Origin of the sequence: Citrobacter sp. Cpo103 (assembly GCF_030332605.1) — a bacterium.
Taxonomy (GTDB): domain Bacteria; phylum Pseudomonadota; class Gammaproteobacteria; order Enterobacterales; family Enterobacteriaceae; genus Citrobacter; species Citrobacter portucalensis.
The window spans coordinates 14,503-33,406 of sequence record NZ_JAOWHO010000033.1; the positions used below are offsets into that span (position 1 = coordinate 14,503).

An 18,904-nucleotide genomic window follows, 5' to 3' on the forward strand; every position below is an offset into this window, starting at 1 on the left:
TAAACCATTCGCCAAACGAAAAACGGGGGAGCAAGGGGAAATGCTGGCAGGAGGAAACAGGAAAGCGCCTCGCAATAATACGTAGTTTTTCAGGATGCTGCGGTTGATACGAGAAACGATAACATGGGATAGGGGGGCTTTGTGCCAGGCGCGGAAGCTATATGTCCACTAGAATATGACAGATTCATGCATGGTGATTCACCACTACACGTAGTTGCCGTCTTAGCAGGGTTTTATCCTGGAAAGAATAAAATCCACTCGCTCTTCTACAGAAACACATGGTAATTCAATCAACTGATAGTCATACATACGGTATGTTTTTACCATTGCGTGATATGTCGCGATGGCAACATCGAAAGATTGTTTGCGCTCTGTGTCCTGTACATATATTTCACGCCAGGGTGGTGCAATAAATACGATTCGGTTATAGCGAAATTTCTCGATGGCGTTTTCCAGATGCCTCGGTATGGTAAGTTCAGAAAGACGTAAATAACCTACAACATCAGGAACACCACGATCAAAGAAGCAGGGTTGTGTATGCCCTTCCGCTTCATGCCACGAACGCATTTCCCAGGATAGCATCAGATCTGCAAATGCAGTCTGGTTGGCCCACGGTAATGCATCGCCGCCGATGTTAACCTGGTCTTGGATCACACCTCTTCCAGCTTCTTTAGAACACCAAAACCCTCGTTTTATAATCGTATCAATTATCGTGCTTTTGCCTGACCCTGGGCCACCAGTCAGAATGAATCGATGCTGAAACGCTGAAGACATTGAACTCTCCCAAACCTTCTTGGACGCGATGATTTAGCAATTGATGGCGTACTTTTTGCGTATCGTCATATTACCTGCTGATGGCATGACTAACTACGTTTTATCCCCATTTTAATGTCCGCTATTCTCTCATTTCACAGGCCGATCTACTTTATTTCTCACTCGCCGAGGCGTTCCGCCATCTTGATTGTAGCCATCTCACTACTGAAGAAAATCTGGCGCTATCGTTTGGCTGTGAAGAGGCGCTGGCAGGGTTGTACCAGACGCTGAATTTTATGGGCGAAAGCCTGCTGACCATGGGGGGGGGGAAGGTCAGGAACATTTTGCGTATGAGAGCATATGCCAGTTAGGACACAGTCTGGTCAACATCAGCCAATTGATTCCCGCGCTGGCGCAGTTGGAAGCGAAAGCTGACCAGCAACTGTTCGCTGTTGCATAGTACCTAAAATAGACAGAGCGCCCATCCCTGGCGCTCTGTTCCTGCTTCTTTACCCCGCCCGCGCAAATTCTGCCGCTTCGGCGATTAGCGCGTCATCCGGGCGTACGCCGGTGTACATGGCGAACTGCTCTACGGCCTGTAAGGCAATCACCTCTGCACCGCTGATGGTCTTTTTACCTAATTGCTGTGCCAGTTTGATTACCGGTGTTTCCGGCGGCAGGGCGACGACGTCAAACACCACGCTGGCGGCAGCGACTATCGCTTCGCTGTAGGCCAGTTCATCGCTCTCTTTACCACCAGCCATGCCGACGGGCGTCACGTTGACCAGAATATCGCAGGTAATCCCTTCCGGCTGCGGTTGCCACTGGAAACCGTACTGTTTTGCCAGCGCCGGACCGCTCTCCCGGTTACGGGCGGCGACGATCACATCGCGAAAACCGGCATCGCGAAATGCAGCAATGACAGCTTTACCCATTCCACCGCTGCCGCGGATCATGACGCGTGCGTGGTTATCAAGCTGGTGGCTGGTAATCAGGCTTTTTACCGCAATGTAGTCGGTGTTAAATCCTGTCAGCGTACCGTTGTCATTGACAATGGTGTTGACGGAATCAATGACTTTTGCGGAAGGATCGATGGCATCCAGAAACGGCATGCAACTCTCTTTAAACGGCATAGAGACCGCACAGCCGCGAATCCCGAGTGCGCGAACGCCTTTCACTGCGGCCTCAATATCCTGCGTAGTAAAGGCTTTGTAGATAAAATTTAACCCTAACTTTTCATACAGATAGTTATGAAAGCGTGTGCCAAAGTTGCCGGGGCGACCGGCAAGCGACATGCACAACTGGGTGTCGCGGTTAATCATGTTAAATCTCCTCGGCGTGAGACAATATGTACTGTTCGGCTTCCTGCGACCAGATCCCCTGATGACGCTCCAGGATATCGCGCAAGGCCGGATCGTCAATCTGGGTGAGCGCAGTTAACGGCAATGCTTTTCCGGTGTAAACCAGTTTTTTACCCCCACCGACTTGCGGCAGTTCCAGCGTTGTTTCACCTGCCGCATTCAATCCCAGAATGTGCGTCACCACTTTTGCCGCCTGAACTTTCTTCTCTTCGATCAGTTTTACCGCCGCGCGCATGTCGTCGGTATTGCCGCCAGATGTCCCAACATAATGGGTGAAGGCATAGTGCACGTCGTAGAAGTTAATCGGCGCGCTAAACTGCTTATCCTGCGGACCGGCAAAGAAGTTCATGCAACCATCCGCAGCCAGCAAAGAAGAGGCCAGCGTGACCAGCTGTTCATTGGGCACAAATACAAAGATGTCATCAAACCCGTGCCCGCCGCTCAGCGCCATCAAGCTGTCATAACTCGCATCCTGGGCGTGGAGATAATGGATCAACGTTTGTGGTTCTGATGGATAGTGCTTGCGGGCGTAGCTCAGCTTGTCGTTATTGGTGTCGGTCACCACCAGCAGCGCTGGGTTAACCGGACCATGCAGCGCGTAGTCGATCGCCAGTAGTCCCATCGGCCCGGTGCCGCCGAGTATCAGTGTACGCCCCTGCGGACGAATGCCCATCTTGTGGTTATAAGTACCTTCCTGTAGGTGATAGTTGGCGTTGAATGCGCCAATCACGCAGGACAGCGGCTCAACCAGCGAGCCTTCAAAATAGGTTTCACCTTCGTAGGCCAACAGGCAGTCCTGCTCCATGACTTCATCAGGAATGATAACGTGCGTGGCTTCACCGCCTACCCACGGGAAGGAGTAGCCGGGGCAGTCCGGGCGATCCGGCAGTTGCAGGTTAGCCTGAATGACATAGCGCTGGCCGGGCTGAAACTTATGCTGCCATTTTTTCCCCACGGCAATAATATCGCCGCAAAACTCGTGACCGATGATGATCGGGTTGGTGGCCACATCGTCCGGCACCTTTTTGTGGTTCTCGCCCTGGTTAGCCTCTTTCCAGGAGGAAAGGCACAGGCTGTCGGTTATGACTGAGGCCAGAATTTCATCGTCCTGCATTTCAGGAAGATCGAAGGTTTCCAGGCGCAGATCGCGTTTACCATAAAGGCGTAAAGCTGTTGTTGTTTGCATTGTTACCACCTCTTCCTCTTTCGAGGACTATTTGTTGAAGTTGCCCCGGCATTGCCGGAGCGAAAAAATCAGGACAGGAAACCCAGCGCGTTACCGATAATCCCCAGCGCAAACAGGGCGAAGATCAGCCATACCGGATTAATTTTCTTGTTAAGCAGACGCACCATCAGCAGCGTCAGACCCAGCGCCAGCAGGCCGGGGCAGAGTTGGTCGAGAATGTTCTGCACGGTCATGGTGACGGTGGTGCCGTCTGCGCCAGGCGTTTGCGATACTACCAGCGGCACGTTGATGCTGGTCCATTTGGTGACCAACACCCCCATGACAAACAGGCCGAGAATCGATGCGCCTTCGGTCAGTTTCTGCAGCAGGTTGCCGCCCATGTCACTGACGATATTGACCCCTTTACGAAAGCCAAGCTGTAAGCCGTACCACTTCATGGCAAGACGTACTGCATTGAAAATAAAGAAGAATAATAGTGGGCCGAGAATGTTTCCGGACAGCGCCAGCGATGCGCCGAGCGCGGCGGTAATCGGGCGCAATGTTCCCCAGACCAACGGGTCGCCAACACCGGCCAGCGGGCCCATCAGCCCAACTTTGATGCCGTTGATGGCGCCGTCGTCAATTTCCGCACCATTGGCGCGAGCTTCTTCCATCGCGGCGGTCACGCCAATCACCGGGCCGCACACGGCAGGCGTGGTGTTGAAAAACACCAGGTGGCGTTTGAGTGCTGCAACCTGGTCCTCTTTCAGCGGATACAGGCGCTTGATGGCAGGGATCATGTCGTAGCAAAAGCCCAGCCCATGAATGCGTTCAAAGTTGAATGACGCCTGTTGTAGGTTGGAGCGAACAAACATGCTAAACAGGTCGGATTTGGTTAGTTTTTTCTGTTCCATGGCTGGCTCCATTAGTCATCAAGCTGATCGAGAGCTTGAGAAGAGGCGGGTTGCGCCTGCGGTTCGGCTTTACGCCACTGTGGGTTCAACTGGATGTAGACCAGCGCGATAATCACGCCAACCCCACCGAAAGCCAGCAGGCTCAAATCGAGATACCCCCCAGCGATAAACCCGAGGAAGAAGAAGGGCATCAGGTACTTCACGCCCATCATGCGCAGCACCATGGCGTAGCCGACCACCACGATAAAGCCACCGGCAATCTGCAATCCGCGGGTGACGAATTCCGGAATGGCGTTGAGCATATTGCTGACCATATCGGCGCTGACAAACAGCGAGACGATTAATGCAGGAATGGCAACTCGCAGCGCCTGTACGCCGAGAGCGGAAACGTGCAGCATGTCGATGGTGCGAAAGCGGGCGTCTTCGGCTGCTTTATCCGCCGCGTGCTGGAACACCACGGTGATGGTACGGGCAAAGACAGTTAGTACCTGACCTGCCGCCGCGACTGGCAGGGCGATGGCGATACCGGTAGCAATGCTTTGCTGACCGACGATAACCAGAATGGCGGAGATAATACTGGCGAGCGCCGAATCGGGAGACTGCGCTGCGCCGACGTTCATCCAACCAAGAGCGATTAACTCCAGCGTGCCGCCGAGCATAATCCCGGTTTTTAAATCACCAAGGATCAGGCCGATAACGGTACAAGCAATTAGCGGACGGTGGGTCTGGAACTCATCCAGCACGCTGCCCATTCCGGCAATACAGGAAAATAGGAATATGGCGATAATTTGTAGGGTACTTATTTCCATAATATGTCACCTTGTGAATGTGATCATCCCTGCCTGTTAAAGCATAAGAACACAGGCATTTTTATTTATTCAGCGAACGATTGTTCTTCTATTTTTTCGAGAATATTAATAGATGGATCGGATGCGACGACGCGTAAATCCAGCGTGACACCCAGTTTAGCTAATTCTCGAAACGCATTAATGTCGTCACTGTCTAAAGAAACGGCTTTAGTTAATTGTTTTTTACCCGGTCGCCAAGCCATGCCGCCAATATTTAACGTGGCGATTTTCACGCCTTGCTTGACCATTGCTAATGCATCCTGTGGGCGGGTAAACAGATAAAAAACGGTTTCGTTCTGGTATTGCGGATTATGGTAAACCGCGACCGCCTTTTCGATATTAACGACGTTCACTTTTATTCCCGGTGGGGCGGCCTGACGTAATAATGTGCGACGTACTTCATCGTTATAAACGTCGTCATTACAGATAATAATCCGTTGGGCATTCGCCACCTTCGACCAGACGGTGGTGACCTGACCGTGGATCAGGCGGTCATCAATACGAGCAAGGGTAATGTTCATCAGAAATCCTCTTCGGCCGTTTCCAGATGCTTCCAGACGACACAGGTTTGTTGAGCAATGGTCGTCAGGTGTTCGCACAGTTCATCCACATTCATATTGCTTTGGTTGTCTACCAGTTCCAGCGCCAACGGCAGTGATAACCCGCTAATGACCCGTATCGCCGGATTGTGCATCGCCAGCGTCGCGGCGGCATTCCAGGGACTGCCACACTGCAAATCGACGGCAATCAGCCATTCATCGCCAGTGTGAATACTTACTAACTTTTTTAGCTTTTCCACAATATCGCTGGCGTTCTCTCCGGGGGCAAATGCCACGGCTTCAACGTTGGCATCACCGTAGACCATCTGTACCGATTCCAGCATGGCGCAGGCCAGTTTGCCGTGAGCACAGAAGATTGCATTGACCATAAAATCTCCTTAGCCGCGCGTTTTTCCGCCCGCAATGTTAGTGGTTACTCCGGTGATGTAACTGGCACGCTCAGATAAAAGATAACAAACAAAATCAGCGACTTCGCTTAAGCGTCCTGAACGACCAATCGGGATCGCGTTCTTGGTGTAGCCCTCGCGCAGCTGTTCGACGGTGATGTTGCGGGTCCAGGCCAGCGCTTCTTCATACTCGGGGGTCCGCAGTCCGGTTTTTTCCAGAATGCCAGGTGCAATGCCAACTACACGGATGCCGTGTTTGCCCAACTCTTTCGACCAGGAACGGGTAAAGCTATTCAATGCGGCTTTGGTCGCGGCGTAACAGCTTTGACCTTCAGAACCTTCCAGTCCGCTTTCAGAAGAGACATTCACAATCACGCCGTTACGCTGTTTTACCATTTGGCGTGCCGCTGCCTGCGACATTAAGAACACACCTTTCTGGTTGATATTAACCATTTTTTCAAAAGCAGCTTCGTTGAGTTCGTATTGCCCGGCGGGTGCTTTTTCATCGACCAGCAGACGCGGAAAATTAACGCCAGCATTATTTACCAGCCCATCAATACGTCCGTAGCGTTGGATAATTTCAGCGACCGTATGATTAACCTCTTTGGCACTGGAAATATCCGTTGGCCAAAAATGATACCCGTCATGGCTATCGTATTTACCTTCTCCGCCATGAATATCTGCCATTTGCACATTAGCGCCTTGCGCTAATAACTCCTCGACAATTGCCAGACCAATTCCGGATGCACCACCGGTAACAATAATGACTTTGCCCTGCAAGTTTAACCACGTTTGCATAATTAACTCCCGATTTCAGATAAGGGGATCCCACATAAATTTAATTATGGTAGGACCAATTAGAATTTATTTACTTCAACAATAACTCAGCGGTATTGCTGTTGGTGACTAAACAGTTAATATAATTCCCACGTAATGCGCCTAATATCCCACTGTATTTTTCTTCACCCATTGCAATGCCAATGGAGTAACGCGCCTGTTTTAATTTATTGGTTTCGATGGAGAGCGTCTTTTCACTCATATTGGTCTCTACGGTTACACCGTTGATATCGTAAAAGCGCGAGCAAATGTCTCCGGCGACCTGGCGGGCATGCAGGTCATCACTCTCTTCACTGCCGTAAAAAGCGTGCCAGTTGGCGCCATCACGTATCGCCGGAGATCCAATCCCGACCAGCGCGATGTCCAGATTATCCCAGTACGCAGAAATCGATTTAAAATGTCGTGACTGCATGATCCCGTTACGGATCAGCGGGTTTTCCAGCAGTGCCGGGAAATCTGCCAGGTGTGATTCCCCTTTGAGCTTTGCCGCAGCGCCGTAGGTCAGCGTATTGACGTGGTAGCGGCTTTCAAGCTTGCCGGATGGTCCGCCGATAATCGGCACACAGATCAGCTGGCGCGACTGGCTGGCAGGAGATAATCCTTCCACCAGTCCCCGTACCGCGCGGCCCCATGAGAACCCGATAATGTCCCTAGGTTCCAGTAAGCGTTCCAGCAACTGTGCGCCATGTGCGCCCATCATATTAAGTTGTTCATCTTCCTGCTCGCTATCGCAGGAGACTACGACCGCCTCTTTCAGGCCAAATTTCTGTTTTAGCTGCTGTTCCAGCCACAGATTTTCGTTGTAGTCGTAATTAATGGCGATGGTGACGATACCCTGCTCGCGTCCACGTTTTAGTAAACGGCTGATCGTGGTGCGATAAATACCCAGCTCGCGAGCTATTTGCGCTTGTGTCATATCCTGTTCGTAATACAGCTGCGCTATTTTTACGATCAGGCGGATATCATCGCTGTTTTCCGTCGCCATTTTTGGACTCCTGCACATTTGTGCAAATCACGAAATTGCCTTCTTGATCTGATATAACCCCATCTGTTCTCCATCTCAAAGCTATTTTCACTTATTTCATCGTCCTGAAATGACCGATTGTGTTGCACATTTGATGTGGTGATGGTGCGTTGTCGGCACAGATGTGCATGCCTCTCTAATGTATTGATTCTGCTTGTTTTCACTCAACAAAATTGCAGGGATGGATCGCTGACACTTTTGTGTCAAAAGGTGTGACGGATCACAAATAGCGCGTGGGTAGTCGAACACGATTATTTTTTATCGTCCGCAAGGTAGGGTATATTTCGCTTTTAATACACAAAGTCATTCAAGTTGTATCAAGGCGGCAAGGGAGCGAACCCCCGGGAGCATAGATTGCTATGTGACCTGGGTGAGTGAGGGTAGCCAACGCAGAGACAGCTTGCAGGATGAAGTGTATACAGGAGAAATTATGCTGCCCGACTCATCTATCCGATTAAATAAATACATCAGTGAAAGCGGAATCTGCTCGCGTCGCGAGGCGGATCGCTTTATCGAACAAGGGAATGTCTTCCTGAATGGCAAACGCGCCACCATCGGCGATCAGGTGATGCCTGGCGACGTCGTAAAAGTAAATGGTCGGTTGATTGAGCCGCGTGAAGCGGAAGATCTGGTTTTTATCGCGCTGAACAAGCCGGTAGGGATTGTCAGCACCACGGAAGACAGCGAACGCGACAACATTGTTGATTTCGTGAATCACAGCAAGCGCGTGTTTCCAATTGGCCGTCTGGACAAAGATTCCCAGGGACTTATCTTTCTGACTAACCACGGCGACCTGGTGAATAAAATCCTGCGTGCCGGTAACGATCACGAAAAAGAGTATCTGGTGACGGTCGATAAGCCGGTCACTGATGACTTTATCCGTGGGATGGGGGCCGGTGTGCCCATTCTCGGTACCGTCACCAAAAAATGTAAGGTGAAGAAAGAAGCGCCGTTTGTGTTTCGCATTACGCTGATTCAGGGACTTAACCGTCAGATCCGTCGTATGTGCGAACACTTTGGCTATGAAGTTACCAAGCTTGAGCGTACGCGAATCATGAACGTTGGTTTGTCTGGTCTGCCGCTTGGTGAATGGCGCGACCTGACAGATGACGAACTGATCGATCTGTTCAAGCTGATTGAGAACTCGTCCTCAGAAGCCAAACCGAAGGCGAAAGCGAAGCCAAAAACCGCAGGCATTAAGCGTCCGGTGGTGAAAATCGAAAAATCAGCGGAGAAAGAAAAATCGCGCCCGGCGGCAAACGGTAAGCGTTTTACCTCTCCGGGGCGTAAGAAGAAGGGACGCTAACGTCTGCCGCGTGTCGGCGTATTTGCTGACCAGGAAAACGATGCTTCCGCATCCGGTTTATAAGCCTGCTTTTTCTTTAACTGGCGGGCTTTTTTAGCTTCTGCTTCGCGCAAAGCCATCAGTTTATCGATGTACTCTTTCTTGATGCTGTTTGTTTCAGCGTTGGTAAGCAGCCGACCATGCGCAATGCGCGCGCGGTCGAGCAGCGTTTTCAGTTCACGCTGTTCGCGCTCGGTCATCTCTTTTTGGGTAATGCGGGGGAGTGCCATAAGGGTGCCCTCTGTTAGCCGATATCCTCAGTGTACGGTAATCCAGAACCTGCTGATAGCGTCATGTATTGTATTATTCAGCAATACGTAATTTTCCGGCGAAGTCCTGCTGTGTATAGCCCGTTGTTACGAATCGTTTGTCTGTGATGATGTTATCGATCTCTTTTAATGTGGCGATACACATCACTCCGTCCTGGCCAAATTTTGTATGGTCGGCAAGAATTACCGACTTTTTACTCATAGCAATCATTGATTTGGCAACATAGGCTTCATCGAAGCTTTTCACCAGCACACCATGTTGAGGTGAAATACCACCCGCGCCGATGAAGCAGATATCTGCGTGAATAGTGTTTATTTGCTGACAAACGGAGACGCCGAGATTGGCACGGAAATGGTAGTCATATTCACCACCTAATACATAAACGCGCGCTTTAAGATTATGTTCTTTTATTTTATCGGCAATTAAGGCTGAGTTAGTAATAACGGAGTAGGCCAGAGGAGGTAATTGTTCGGCCAGAATAAGATTTGTTGTACAGGAGTCAATGAATAGAGTGTCGTGCTCGCTGACCATCCCGGCGGCAAGTTTACCAATTGCCATTTTTTCTTCGCGGTGTATATCAATCCGCGCGCCAAATTCATCTTCCTGAACAACCTGCTTTTTGACGGCTCCGCCGTGAATCTTGGTAATTTGCCCTTCAGACTCCAGGATGGAGAGATCGCGGCGAATGGTCTCTGATGTGACTTTTAGCGTTTCCGATAATTTGATAACCGTCACTTCACCGAATTTATTTAATTCATCGAGGATATGTTTTCTTCTTTTAATCGGGTTCATTATTTTCCGCCAACGTCGTGCTTTGGCGCATGGTAACTGGATGTGCAGAGCAACGCAACCACTCCAGCGCACAGACAATACCCTCATCATCATTAGAGGCCGTCACATAGCTGGCTTGTCGTTTTACTACCTCAGGCGCATTCCCCATTGCAATACCAATGCCGGCGGCGGAAAACATACTGATATCGTTTTGCTGGTCGCCAATCGCCGCAACTTTATCGGCTGTTATATTTAGCTGGTGCATTAACATGCTAATAGCATAACCTTTATTTATTTCGCTACGTTGGATATCAATGTAATTCTCCCCAGTGATAGTCGCTGTATAGCCATAAGGCAATTTATTATTCACTTCTGCACATAGTGCATTTATTTTTAACTGCTCGGTAACGAGTGTGATTTTATAAATATCCTGCCGATTTAAAATATTTCCAGGCGCTGCCAAAATAAGTGGTAATTCAAATAAACGGGCTTCATAAGTTGTCCATGGCGCAATCTGTTGGTCGCAACGATGATAAATAGCATCGGCGCTAAAAAAGTGATGAGGACAGAGGGAAAGCGAAATATGCCAGTCAATATCCCGAAGATTCATACAAGAGAGCGCTGCAGTATGAATATTGTGCTGCTGCGCCATCTCGAGGATCTGACCTCCGTTAAAGCCTGCGCACCAGCCAAACAGCGCATTAACCTGCTGCTGCTGTAGCAGGCGCATCATAGAGGAGACCGGTCTGGCGGAACAGGCGGCCAACAGGCCACCGCGCTGGTGGAATTCTACGAGTGCTTGACGAGTGCGTGGACTGATTGTCTTTTGCGAAGTCAGTAGTGTTCCATCCAGATCGGTGACCAGTAACATGCTTTTTTTCCCTTAATATCAATGCGCAATAAACGGTGTGACAGCCTCTTTGGCGGCGTTGCAGACCATATTGTCGATTGCCGTACCGACGACCAGAATATTGACCCCGGTATCCTTAAACGCTTTGGCATTGGCGAGGTTAATTCCGCCTTCCGCCAGCGTCGGCACGCTTACCGCGCCGACCAGTGCCCACAGGCGATCTTTAATGGCTTGCGGAATATCACCTGCGGCTACGCCTTCGTAGCTCATACCGGTCATTAAACCAATCATGTCGACGCCAATTTCCTGCATCCGTTTTGCTACGCTGGCGACCTCTTCCGGAGTGCGTGCAGGAATACCGAAGGTATGCAGGTCATCCGGGTGACCAATATAAGCATCAACGGTCAGGCCATACTGATGGGCGAGATTAACGATGTCCTGTAGATCGTCCCAGTCGGATTTATGGGTGTGTAAGCCATCGGCACCAGCACGGGCAATCTCCAGTATCTCTGTTTCCGTGAGCGGGACTGGTAACGTTTCGGTAAAGCCACCTGCGATACCGACGGTAATGAAGATATCGTCAGGAACCACATTACGTACGCCATGTACTGCTTCGGCCATCTGGCTGTTGGTGATTTCGTGGCGGATTTGTTCTGCCGCGTGCATGTTGCTTACCCCCTTATGCCCACGCGCCAGCGCCAGTGCGGGATGGTTCGGTTCGAGCAGCTTAACGCCCGCCTCACATACTGCTTTTGCCAGACGCGCATCGTCGCCGGTTATCCCTGTACTGAGGATGGTCTGCCCGCCGTGCAGCGTGATGGCATCTTTCACTTTCTGTAACGCTTTAGCGCGTTTTTTATTCATATCGCCTTTAAACATGGTGTACCTCTGGTGTTGGTGCATTAATTAATGGGCTGACGCGGTAGATTCTTTCTGTGCGACAGCCTTAAAACGGTTGGCAATAATGGTGGAAATACAGGTCAGGCCCATGACGGTAACCATAACAATCGCCATTTGCAGCGCATTGCTGGATAAGAACGGAGAGGCAAATGCGGGGACATAAGCCACGCCTTTGACGTTAAAGAAACCCAGCATCACGCCGCCCAGACCGGCCCAAACGATCGCTGAACCAAAGACAATTTTGTTGGCAAACATGAACGGATAGGCCGATTCAACGAAGGTCCCAAAGCCGAGGTTGATAAGCAGGCCGGGCGTCGCGACGGCTGCTTCGCTTTTTTCTCGTGGTGCGATGACGTTAGCCAGGTTGATTCCTGCAGCAACCATCACCAGGCCTACCATATCGACAGCGCCGAGGAAGCTGACTCCGGATTTTTCCATTTCCAGGAGCACCAGCGGCAGAATGACTGCGTGATAGACTCCCCCCAGGATAGCTGGCCAGATAACCAACCCAGCCAGCAGGCCGGCAAGAATAGGGCTGAAGGCCAGCGTGCTTTCGATAGCCAGTTTGATGTAATTACCTGCTGACAGCGCCAGCGGACTCAGCAGATAGTGCATGATTAACCCAGCGGCCAGGCCTGAGATCCCACCCGCTACAATGTTGACGGTGGTCATCGGAAAGCGCCAATTCAGGCATAATTCGAACAGCCAACGAACGAAAATCCCGGCCATCAAACCACCGATGATCCCTCCAATCAGACCGCCTTCGACGGAAAGTACTCCGGCGACCACCCCGGCAACAATTGAGACTTCATCCAGTTCCGAAATCTGTTTTGCTGCGAGAACCGCAACTAAAACCGGTAGGCCCTTCAGTAGAATTTCAAAGATATCGTTGAGTTTTTCCAGGCCCGGAATGTGACTGAGTGCGAGCACGATTGCCATGGCAATAAAGCCCGGCAGCGCAGGGATCATTATGCTGCGAATATTGAAGCGCTTAAGCAGACTTTTTCCAGAACCGCCCTGTGAAGGAGAGGCACTGCCCAACTGTGGTTTGTATTTAACGCCCCAGTGCTTACACAGTGATGCGATGAAGGAGACTGCGCGGGTTCGGCTGGTGGTACCCGTCGTGCCCGAGGTTGCGACGATATTTGCCCCTTTTGCCGCCACTAGCGCCATTGAGGTTCCGCCGGTGCCAACAATCGGTGTTTTCATTTCAACAGCTGCGGCAAAGACCGCCTGGTTGGCCTTCACCGGATCGGCGCTCATCACGATGATCCCGTCGATCTCACCGTTACGGATCATTTTAGCAATCCTGCAATCGCTCTCAACTACCGAGTCGTTCACTTCTGAAAGTTTGCCCTGAAATATCCTTTGTGGTTTTTGTTGGTTTTCTGTGGTTAGTGAAAATACAGACGCTGGTGTGTGAGGTTTGGCAGCGTCCATTGAGGCCTCTGCCGCAATGAACTGCACAGCGGCAACTTCCACACCTGCGGCTTCGCACTGCTGGTAAATTTCCTGGAGTAGCTTTTCGGGTTCGGCACCACCCAGGTTGTAGAGGTTGCCTCCACTGCTTCCAATAATCGCAATTTTTTTCATAGCGGCCTCGAAGATAGGGTAAGGGTTTATCTGTGTTGTAGTGGAATCATATTCCCAATTAAAACAAACCAAATCAACATGCAAAAAATGATTGAACTGGGGTTTGAAACAGGTTTATTTGTATATTTGATTGAAATATAACAATTAAATAATTATTTTGTTTTGTGTTGATATTTGTTGTTTTGTGATGGGGTTCAAATGCAGGTAGGGAGAAATGGAGGATGCCTCCTCCATTTATGAAGATTAGTGTTGTTTTACTGCGTGTGGTTTCTCTTCAATCGGCTTGCCGGACCAGTAGCCTGCCAGCAGCGAACCGGAAAGGTTATGCCAGACGGAGAACAACGCGCCGGGCAGGGCGGCAAGCGGGCCAAAGTAGATCTTGCCCAGCGCAGCGGCAAGTCCCGAATTCTGCATGCCCACTTCGATTGCCAACGTACGGCAGGTTGACTCGTCGAAACCAAACAGTTTTCCGCCCCAGTAGCCGCCGAGCAGGCCAATGGTGTTATGCAGGATTACGGCGATAATCACCACAAAGCCGACAGATGCAATGTGCGAGGCAGAACCCGCTACGACGGCGCTGATGATCGCCAGAATGCACACCATTGAAAATGCGGGCAGATACGGTTCCACGGCTTTTACGACGCGTGGGAACAGGTGGTGAATGACCAACCCCAACGCAATCGGAATGACCACGATCTGCAGGATACTCAGCAGCATACCCATCACATCTACCTGGATATGCGCGTCGACATACAGCCGTGTAAGCAGCGGTGTGGCGACAACGCCCACCAGCGTTGAAACCGATGAAATAGTCACAGAGAGTGCCACATCGCCTTTTGCCAGATAGATCATTACGTTTGATGCTGTTCCGCTGGCGACGCTACCGACCAGCACCATCCCTGCGGACAATTCCGGCGGCATATTAAATGCCAGCGCTAAAATCCATGCGGCGAGCGGCATCACCAGATAGTGCAGGAAAATACCCGCCGCGACTGGTGCAGGACGTGAGAGTACGCGTTTAAAGTCGTCTACCTTCAGGTGAACGCCCATACCGAACATGATCAGCATCAGTAACGACGGCACGAATGGCCCGACAGGCGTAAAGGTGGTGGGCGTGTAATACGCAACAACAGAGAGCAGCAGTGCCCATAACGGGAACAGCCGCGTGAGAGTAGCGAGCATGTTATATTCCTTGCGATTGAAATGTGTTGTTATAAAAAAGCCGGGTTCGAGCCCGGCTATCGTTATTGTTTATTGCGTGATGAAATTTTATTCAAACAAATTATGGTGCAGCTTCTGTACCACTTGTTCGGCTTCAGTACCGGGCACCAGGAAGCACAGGTTATGGCTGGATGCGCCGTAGCAAATCATGCGGATGTTGAACGGTTCCAGTACGCCGAACACCTCTTTACCCACGCCACAGGCTTTGGACAGGTCGTTGCCAATCAGTGCCACCAGCGCCAGGCCTTCTTCCACTTCAACCCGACACAGTGCAGACAGTTCCATCAGCAGAGACTGTGTTAACAGTGTATCGCCGGTGGAGGTGGAGCCTGTAGTATCCAGTGTCAGCGCCACGCTGACTTCGGATGTGGTAATCAAATCTACCGAGATATTGTGGCGTGCCAGGATGCCGAACACTTCCGCTAAAAAGCCGCGAGAGTGCAGCATATTCAGGCTATGCAGCGTTAGCAGCGTTTGCTTACGGCGCAGTGCCAGCGCCCGGAACAGCGGTGGATTCGCGGTTTTATTGCATACCAGCGTACCGCCTGCTTTTGGATCCTTACTGGAGCCAACAAACACCGGGATATCGCTACGCACGGCTGGCAACAACGTTGCCGGGTGCAGCACTTTCGCGCCAAAGGTCGCCATTTCTGCGGCCTCTTCAAAGGCGATTTCATCAATACGCTGCGCCGCCGGAACAACGCGCGGATCGGTCGTGTAAATGCCAGGAACATCGGTCCAGATATCGACGCGCGTGGCGTGCAGCGCTTCGGCCAGCAGGGCAGCCGTATAATCGCTCCCGCCGCGCCCCAACGTGGTGGTGCGGCCTTTACCTTCACTGCCGATAAAGCCCTGAGTAATCACCAGACCTTCGCTCAGACGCGGGGCCAACTGGAGCGTTGCCAGTTCGGCTAGCGCCGCGACGTCAGGCTCTGCGCGGCCAAAACGATCGTTGGTGCGCATCACTTTACGTACGTCAAACCACTGCGCCTGCACGTTGCGCTCACGCAGGATCTCGACGAACAGCAGGGTAGACATCAGTTCACCGTGGCTGACCAGTTCGTCGGTCAGCGCGGTTGAGGTCGCCAGTGACGCCGCTTCTGCCAGCGTGGTGATGTTTTCCAGCAGACGTTCGATCTCTTCACGGATCACGTTTGGATAACGCAGGCGCTCCAGAATATTGAACTGAATTTGACGAATGGCATCGAGTTTTTCGAAGCGCGCGGTTGGCTCCAGCCCTTCAGCCAGTGCGACCAGCAGGTTGGTGATCCCCGCAGAAGCGGAAAGTACCACTACACGGACGTTAGCATCAGAAAGCACTACATCAGCGCTGCGATTCATGGCATCAAAATCCGCCACGCTGGTACCGCCAAACTTGGAGACAACTACATCAGTCATAACTACCTCGTGTCAGGGAATGAATAGAGCGACCATGGCACATAAGGCAGAACAGAAACCGGTGCAGGCGCAAATGCAAATACCGTATTTATAAATAAAATGTGTAGCTTGCACTGTCAACGCTGGGATTATGCGGATTTTTCATGCTGCAACTGCGTTGAGTAACGGTACTAATAACAACGCTGATAACCGCTATACTTTTTAGCCACGTTTGGCGGATGCCCTGGCAATGGCATTAAAACAATCACACTTTTCTGTGACTGGCGTTACAATCGATCTCAGTCACAATTCTCAAAATCAGAAGAGTATTGCTAATGAAAAACATCAATCCAACGCAGACCTCAGCCTGGCAGGCACTACAAAAACACTTTGAAGAAATGAAAGACGTTACTATCGCGGATCTTTTCGCGAAAGATAGCGATCGTTTCACTAAGTTTTCCGCGACGTTTGACGATTTGATGCTGGTGGATTTCTCCAAAAACCGCATCACTGAAGAGACGCTGGCTAAACTGCAGGATCTGGCGAAAGAAACCGATTTGGCGGGCGCCATCAAGTCCATGTTCTCCGGTGAGAAAATCAACCGCACTGAAGACCGTGCCGTGCTGCACGTGGCGCTGCGCAACCGTAGCAATACGCCTATCATCGTTGACGGCAAAGATGTCATGCCGGAAGTGAATGCTGTGCTGGAGAAGATGAAATCCTTCTCTGAAGCGATCATCTCCGGAAGCTGGAAAGGCTATACCGGTAAAGCCATCACTGATGTAGTAAACATCGGTATCGGCGGTTCTGACCTCGGCCCGTTCATGGTGACCGAAGCGCTGCGTCCGTACAAAAATCACCTGAACATGCACTTTGTGTCTAACGTCGATGGTACGCACATTGCCGAAGTGCTGAAGAAAGTGAACCCGGAAACCACGCTGTTCCTGGTCGCTTCCAAAACCTTCACCACCCAGGAAACCATGACCAACGCCCACAGCGCGCGCGACTGGTTCCTGGCGACCGCAGGCGACAACAAGCACGTTGCCAAACACTTCGCTGCGCTCTCCACTAACGGTAAAGCGGTTGGCGAGTTCGGTATTGATACTGCCAATATGTTCGAGTTCTGGGACTGGGTAGGCGGTCGTTACTCCCTGTGGTCTGCAATCGGTCTGTCCATCATCCTGTCCGTAGGCTTCGACAACTTTGTTGAGCTGCTCTCCGGCGCGCATGCGATGGACAAACACTTCTCCACCACTCCGGCTGAGAAAAACCTGCCGGTGCTGCTGGCGCTGATCGGTATCTGGTACAACAACTTCTTCGGTGCCGAAACCGAAGCGATTCTGCCGTATGACCAGTATATGCACCGTTTCGCGGCTTACTTCCAGCAGGGCAACATGGAATCCAACGGTAAATACGTTGACCGTAACGGCAATGCGGTGGATTACCAGACTGGCCCAATCATCTGGGGTGAGCCGGGTACTAACGGCCAGCATGCGTTCTACCAGCTGATCCACCAGGGCACCAAAATGGTTCCATGCGATTTCATCGCGCCGGCCATCACCCACAACCCGCTGTCGGATCACCATCCGAAACTGCTGTCTAACTTCTTCGCGCAAACCGAAGCGCTGGCATTCGGTAAATCTCGTGAAGTGGTTGAGCAGGAATACCGCGACCAGGGTAAAGATCCGGCAACGTTGGACCACGTTGTGCCGTTCAAAGTGTTCGAAGGTAACCGCCCAACGAACTCCATCCTGCTGCGCGAAATCACGCCGTTCAGCCTGGGTGCGCTGATTGCACTGTACGAACATAAAATCTTCACTCAGGGCGCTATCCTGAATATCTTCACCTTTGACCAGTGGGGCGTTGAGCTGGGCAAACAGCTGGCGAACCGCATTCTGCCAGAGCTGAAAGATGGTTCAGAAGTGAGCAGCCACGACAGTTCTACCAACGGTTTGATTAACCGTTATAAGTCCTGGCGTGCCTGATAGCACACACTTGTAGGCCGGATAAGGCGTTTAGCCGCATCCGGCATTAATGAAATAAAAAGCCGATATTAATATCGGCTTTTTTGTAAGAATGCTCCAGGATATCTACGTTTTAACTTCATACCTTAATTGAGCTTAATCCTAAAATAATTTTCTTAATGTTATTCAAATTCTTATTTTTTCGGATTTACCGGATATTGCATTTTAATTTTTATATTTTAATTTATTGATTTAGTTGTCTTTATTATATTTTTAATCATTTTTCCTTTCGTTATCTAATTATCCTAAATTCCCGCATGGTGTAATTTGCACACTTTGGTTTGTGTATACTCGATCTCGCCCGAAATTCTTTTGGGTAAATCTCCATTCATACAATGAAGGGAATTTTTAATGAAAAAAGTTCTGTATGGCCTGTGGGCTATATCTGCGCTTGCGGCGACTTCTGTCTATGCTGCCCCCGTTCAGGTGGGTGAGGCGGCAGGGTCGGCTGCCGCGTCGGTTTCGGCAGGAAGTTCCTCCGCAACCAGCGTGAGCACCGTAAGTTCTGCAGTGGGGGTCGCCCTGGCGGCGACCGGTGGTGGCGATGGTTCTAATACCGGAACCACAACCACTACAACCACCAGTACCCAGTAATAAAGGTACGTTTAATTCTAACCACACTTCGGTGTGGTTATTTTGGAATCGCCAAAAGTCTGTGGGATTTGTAGACCGGGTAAGCGTCGCGCCACCCGGCAATAATGCGGA

19 protein-coding genes are annotated in these 18,904 nt (G+C 50.9%); 3 read left to right on the forward strand and 16 right to left on the reverse strand.

The window, feature by feature from the left end:
• Positions 1 to 222: 222 nt before the first annotated feature.
• The 9 genes from OGX89_RS14970 to OGX89_RS15010 all read right to left on the reverse strand — a co-directional run bounded on the left by OGX89_RS14970 (position 223) and on the right by OGX89_RS15010 (position 7,809).
• Positions 223 to 774: an AAA family ATPase gene (locus tag OGX89_RS14970; RefSeq protein ID WP_003826517.1), complete on the reverse strand. Its 552-nt coding sequence runs from the start codon at positions 772 to 774 to the stop codon at positions 223 to 225.
• 488 nt (positions 775 to 1,262) lie between these two features.
• On the reverse strand, positions 1,263 to 2,075 hold the full coding sequence (locus OGX89_RS14975; RefSeq protein ID WP_063941212.1) for a shikimate 5-dehydrogenase: 813 nt from the start codon (positions 2,073 to 2,075) through the stop codon (positions 1,263 to 1,265).
• A gap of 1 nt (position 2,076) precedes the next feature.
• The gene (sorE, locus tag OGX89_RS14980; RefSeq protein ID WP_126957395.1) at positions 2,077 to 3,300 is read right to left on the reverse strand and encodes an L-sorbose 1-phosphate reductase; all 1,224 of its coding nucleotides are present in this window, start codon (positions 3,298 to 3,300) and stop codon (positions 2,077 to 2,079) included.
• A 68-nt stretch (positions 3,301 to 3,368) separates the two neighbouring features.
• Positions 3,369 to 4,193, reverse strand: coding sequence for a PTS system mannose/fructose/sorbose family transporter subunit IID (locus tag OGX89_RS14985; protein WP_003031641.1), 825 nt, complete (start codon positions 4,191 to 4,193; stop codon positions 3,369 to 3,371).
• Between the two features lie 11 nt (positions 4,194 to 4,204).
• Positions 4,205 to 5,002, reverse strand: a complete 798-nt coding sequence (locus tag OGX89_RS14990) for a PTS mannose/fructose/sorbose transporter subunit IIC (protein ID WP_003826527.1) — start codon at positions 5,000 to 5,002, stop codon at positions 4,205 to 4,207.
• A 65-nt stretch (positions 5,003 to 5,067) separates the two neighbouring features.
• On the reverse strand, positions 5,068 to 5,562 hold the full coding sequence (locus tag OGX89_RS14995) for a PTS sugar transporter subunit IIB (protein WP_003826529.1): 495 nt from the start codon (positions 5,560 to 5,562) through the stop codon (positions 5,068 to 5,070).
• Positions 5,562 to 5,969: a mannose/fructose/sorbose PTS transporter subunit IIA gene (locus OGX89_RS15000; RefSeq protein ID WP_126957393.1), complete on the reverse strand. Its 408-nt coding sequence runs from the start codon at positions 5,967 to 5,969 to the stop codon at positions 5,562 to 5,564. Before OGX89_RS15000 ends, OGX89_RS14995 begins: the two co-directional genes overlap by 1 nt.
• 9 nt (positions 5,970 to 5,978) lie before the next feature.
• Positions 5,979 to 6,785 (reverse strand): SDR family oxidoreductase, encoded by an 807-nt coding sequence (locus OGX89_RS15005; RefSeq protein ID WP_008786899.1) that lies wholly within the window; start codon positions 6,783 to 6,785, stop codon positions 5,979 to 5,981.
• A 70-nt stretch (positions 6,786 to 6,855) separates the two neighbouring features.
• Positions 6,856 to 7,809 carry a sugar-binding transcriptional regulator gene (locus OGX89_RS15010; protein ID WP_286560721.1) on the reverse strand — a complete coding sequence of 318 codons (954 nt, stop codon included), beginning with the start codon at positions 7,807 to 7,809 and terminating at the stop codon, positions 6,856 to 6,858.
• Between the two features lie 469 nt (positions 7,810 to 8,278).
• Here OGX89_RS15010 and rluF point away from each other — a divergent pair, with 469 nt between their 5' ends.
• Entirely contained in the window at positions 8,279 to 9,154 is an 876-nt protein-coding gene (rluF, locus tag OGX89_RS15015; RefSeq protein WP_008786901.1) for a 23S rRNA pseudouridine(2604) synthase RluF, read from the forward strand.
• On the opposite strand, the gene OGX89_RS15020 is transcribed toward rluF, so the two are convergent.
• The 7 genes from OGX89_RS15020 to lysC all read right to left on the reverse strand — a co-directional run bounded on the left by OGX89_RS15020 (position 9,151) and on the right by lysC (position 16,196).
• Positions 9,151 to 9,423 (reverse strand): YjbD family protein, encoded by a 273-nt coding sequence (locus tag OGX89_RS15020; protein WP_003826541.1) that lies wholly within the window; start codon positions 9,421 to 9,423, stop codon positions 9,151 to 9,153. The two genes, rluF and OGX89_RS15020, sit on opposite strands and share 4 nt — an antisense overlap.
• Positions 9,424 to 9,496: 73 nt before the next feature.
• Positions 9,497 to 10,255: a DeoR/GlpR family DNA-binding transcription regulator gene (locus tag OGX89_RS15025; protein WP_126957391.1), complete on the reverse strand. Its 759-nt coding sequence runs from the start codon at positions 10,253 to 10,255 to the stop codon at positions 9,497 to 9,499.
• A complete protein-coding gene (locus OGX89_RS15030) occupies positions 10,242 to 11,105 on the reverse strand; it encodes a Cof-type HAD-IIB family hydrolase (protein WP_193134906.1) in 864 nt (287 codons plus the stop codon). Before OGX89_RS15030 ends, OGX89_RS15025 begins: the two co-directional genes overlap by 14 nt.
• A gap of 18 nt (positions 11,106 to 11,123) precedes the next feature.
• On the reverse strand, positions 11,124 to 11,963 hold the full coding sequence (locus OGX89_RS15035) for a beta/alpha barrel domain-containing protein (protein ID WP_032942081.1): 840 nt from the start codon (positions 11,961 to 11,963) through the stop codon (positions 11,124 to 11,126).
• Positions 11,964 to 11,990: 27 nt separating this feature from the next.
• On the reverse strand, positions 11,991 to 13,577 hold the full coding sequence (locus OGX89_RS15040) for a PTS sugar transporter (RefSeq protein WP_185879296.1): 1,587 nt from the start codon (positions 13,575 to 13,577) through the stop codon (positions 11,991 to 11,993).
• Positions 13,578 to 13,820: 243 nt separating this feature from the next.
• Positions 13,821 to 14,759 (reverse strand): ketopantoate/pantoate/pantothenate transporter PanS, encoded by a 939-nt coding sequence (gene panS, locus OGX89_RS15045; protein ID WP_126957387.1) that lies wholly within the window; start codon positions 14,757 to 14,759, stop codon positions 13,821 to 13,823.
• 87 nt (positions 14,760 to 14,846) lie between these two features.
• Positions 14,847 to 16,196 (reverse strand): lysine-sensitive aspartokinase 3, encoded by a 1,350-nt coding sequence (gene lysC, locus OGX89_RS15050; protein WP_003826556.1) that lies wholly within the window; start codon positions 16,194 to 16,196, stop codon positions 14,847 to 14,849.
• 314 nt (positions 16,197 to 16,510) lie between these two features.
• Between lysC and pgi the strand changes: the two genes are divergently transcribed.
• Both pgi and yjbE read left to right on the forward strand, forming a co-directional pair.
• On the forward strand, positions 16,511 to 18,160 hold the full coding sequence (gene pgi, locus OGX89_RS15055) for a glucose-6-phosphate isomerase (RefSeq protein ID WP_003826559.1): 1,650 nt from the start codon (positions 16,511 to 16,513) through the stop codon (positions 18,158 to 18,160).
• A 390-nt stretch (positions 18,161 to 18,550) separates the two neighbouring features.
• Positions 18,551 to 18,793 carry an exopolysaccharide production protein YjbE gene (yjbE, locus tag OGX89_RS15060; RefSeq protein WP_003826562.1) on the forward strand — a complete coding sequence of 81 codons (243 nt, stop codon included), beginning with the start codon at positions 18,551 to 18,553 and terminating at the stop codon, positions 18,791 to 18,793.
• The last annotated feature ends 111 nt before the right edge of the window (positions 18,794 to 18,904 follow it).

Excerpts from the sequence above, each read along its gene's own strand:
- OGX89_RS15010 (WP_286560721.1), bottom strand. The coding sequence starts at position 7,809 with ATGGCGACGGAAAACAGCGATGATATCCGCCTGATCGTAAAAATAGCG.
- OGX89_RS14970 (WP_003826517.1), bottom strand. The coding sequence starts at position 774 with ATGTCTTCAGCGTTTCAGCATCGATTCATTCTGACTGGTGGCCCAGGG.
- OGX89_RS15040 (WP_185879296.1), bottom strand. The coding sequence starts at position 13,577 with ATGAAAAAAATTGCGATTATTGGAAGCAGTGGAGGCAACCTCTACAAC.
- OGX89_RS15020 (WP_003826541.1), bottom strand. The coding sequence starts at position 9,423 with ATGGCACTCCCCCGCATTACCCAAAAAGAGATGACCGAGCGCGAACAG.
- OGX89_RS15035 (WP_032942081.1), bottom strand. The coding sequence starts at position 11,963 with ATGTTTAAAGGCGATATGAATAAAAAACGCGCTAAAGCGTTACAGAAA.
- OGX89_RS15025 (WP_126957391.1), bottom strand. The coding sequence starts at position 10,255 with ATGAACCCGATTAAAAGAAGAAAACATATCCTCGATGAATTAAATAAA.
- OGX89_RS14985 (WP_003031641.1), bottom strand. The coding sequence starts at position 4,193 with ATGGAACAGAAAAAACTAACCAAATCCGACCTGTTTAGCATGTTTGTT.
- OGX89_RS14995 (WP_003826529.1), bottom strand. The coding sequence starts at position 5,562 with ATGAACATTACCCTTGCTCGTATTGATGACCGCCTGATCCACGGTCAG.
- OGX89_RS14990 (WP_003826527.1), bottom strand. The coding sequence starts at position 5,002 with ATGGAAATAAGTACCCTACAAATTATCGCCATATTCCTATTTTCCTGT.
- lysC (WP_003826556.1), bottom strand. The coding sequence starts at position 16,196 with ATGACTGATGTAGTTGTCTCCAAGTTTGGCGGTACCAGCGTGGCGGAT.
- OGX89_RS15000 (WP_126957393.1), bottom strand. The coding sequence starts at position 5,969 with ATGGTCAATGCAATCTTCTGTGCTCACGGCAAACTGGCCTGCGCCATG.
- OGX89_RS15030 (WP_193134906.1), bottom strand. The coding sequence starts at position 11,105 with ATGTTACTGGTCACCGATCTGGATGGAACACTACTGACTTCGCAAAAG.
- OGX89_RS14975 (WP_063941212.1), bottom strand. The coding sequence starts at position 2,075 with ATGATTAACCGCGACACCCAGTTGTGCATGTCGCTTGCCGGTCGCCCC.
- rluF (WP_008786901.1), top strand. The coding sequence starts at position 8,279 with ATGCTGCCCGACTCATCTATCCGATTAAATAAATACATCAGTGAAAGC.
- panS (WP_126957387.1), bottom strand. The coding sequence starts at position 14,759 with ATGCTCGCTACTCTCACGCGGCTGTTCCCGTTATGGGCACTGCTGCTC.
- yjbE (WP_003826562.1), top strand. The coding sequence starts at position 18,551 with ATGAAAAAAGTTCTGTATGGCCTGTGGGCTATATCTGCGCTTGCGGCG.
- OGX89_RS15005 (WP_008786899.1), bottom strand. The coding sequence starts at position 6,785 with ATGCAAACGTGGTTAAACTTGCAGGGCAAAGTCATTATTGTTACCGGT.
- pgi (WP_003826559.1), top strand. The coding sequence starts at position 16,511 with ATGAAAAACATCAATCCAACGCAGACCTCAGCCTGGCAGGCACTACAA.
- sorE (WP_126957395.1), bottom strand. The coding sequence starts at position 3,300 with ATGCAAACAACAACAGCTTTACGCCTTTATGGTAAACGCGATCTGCGC.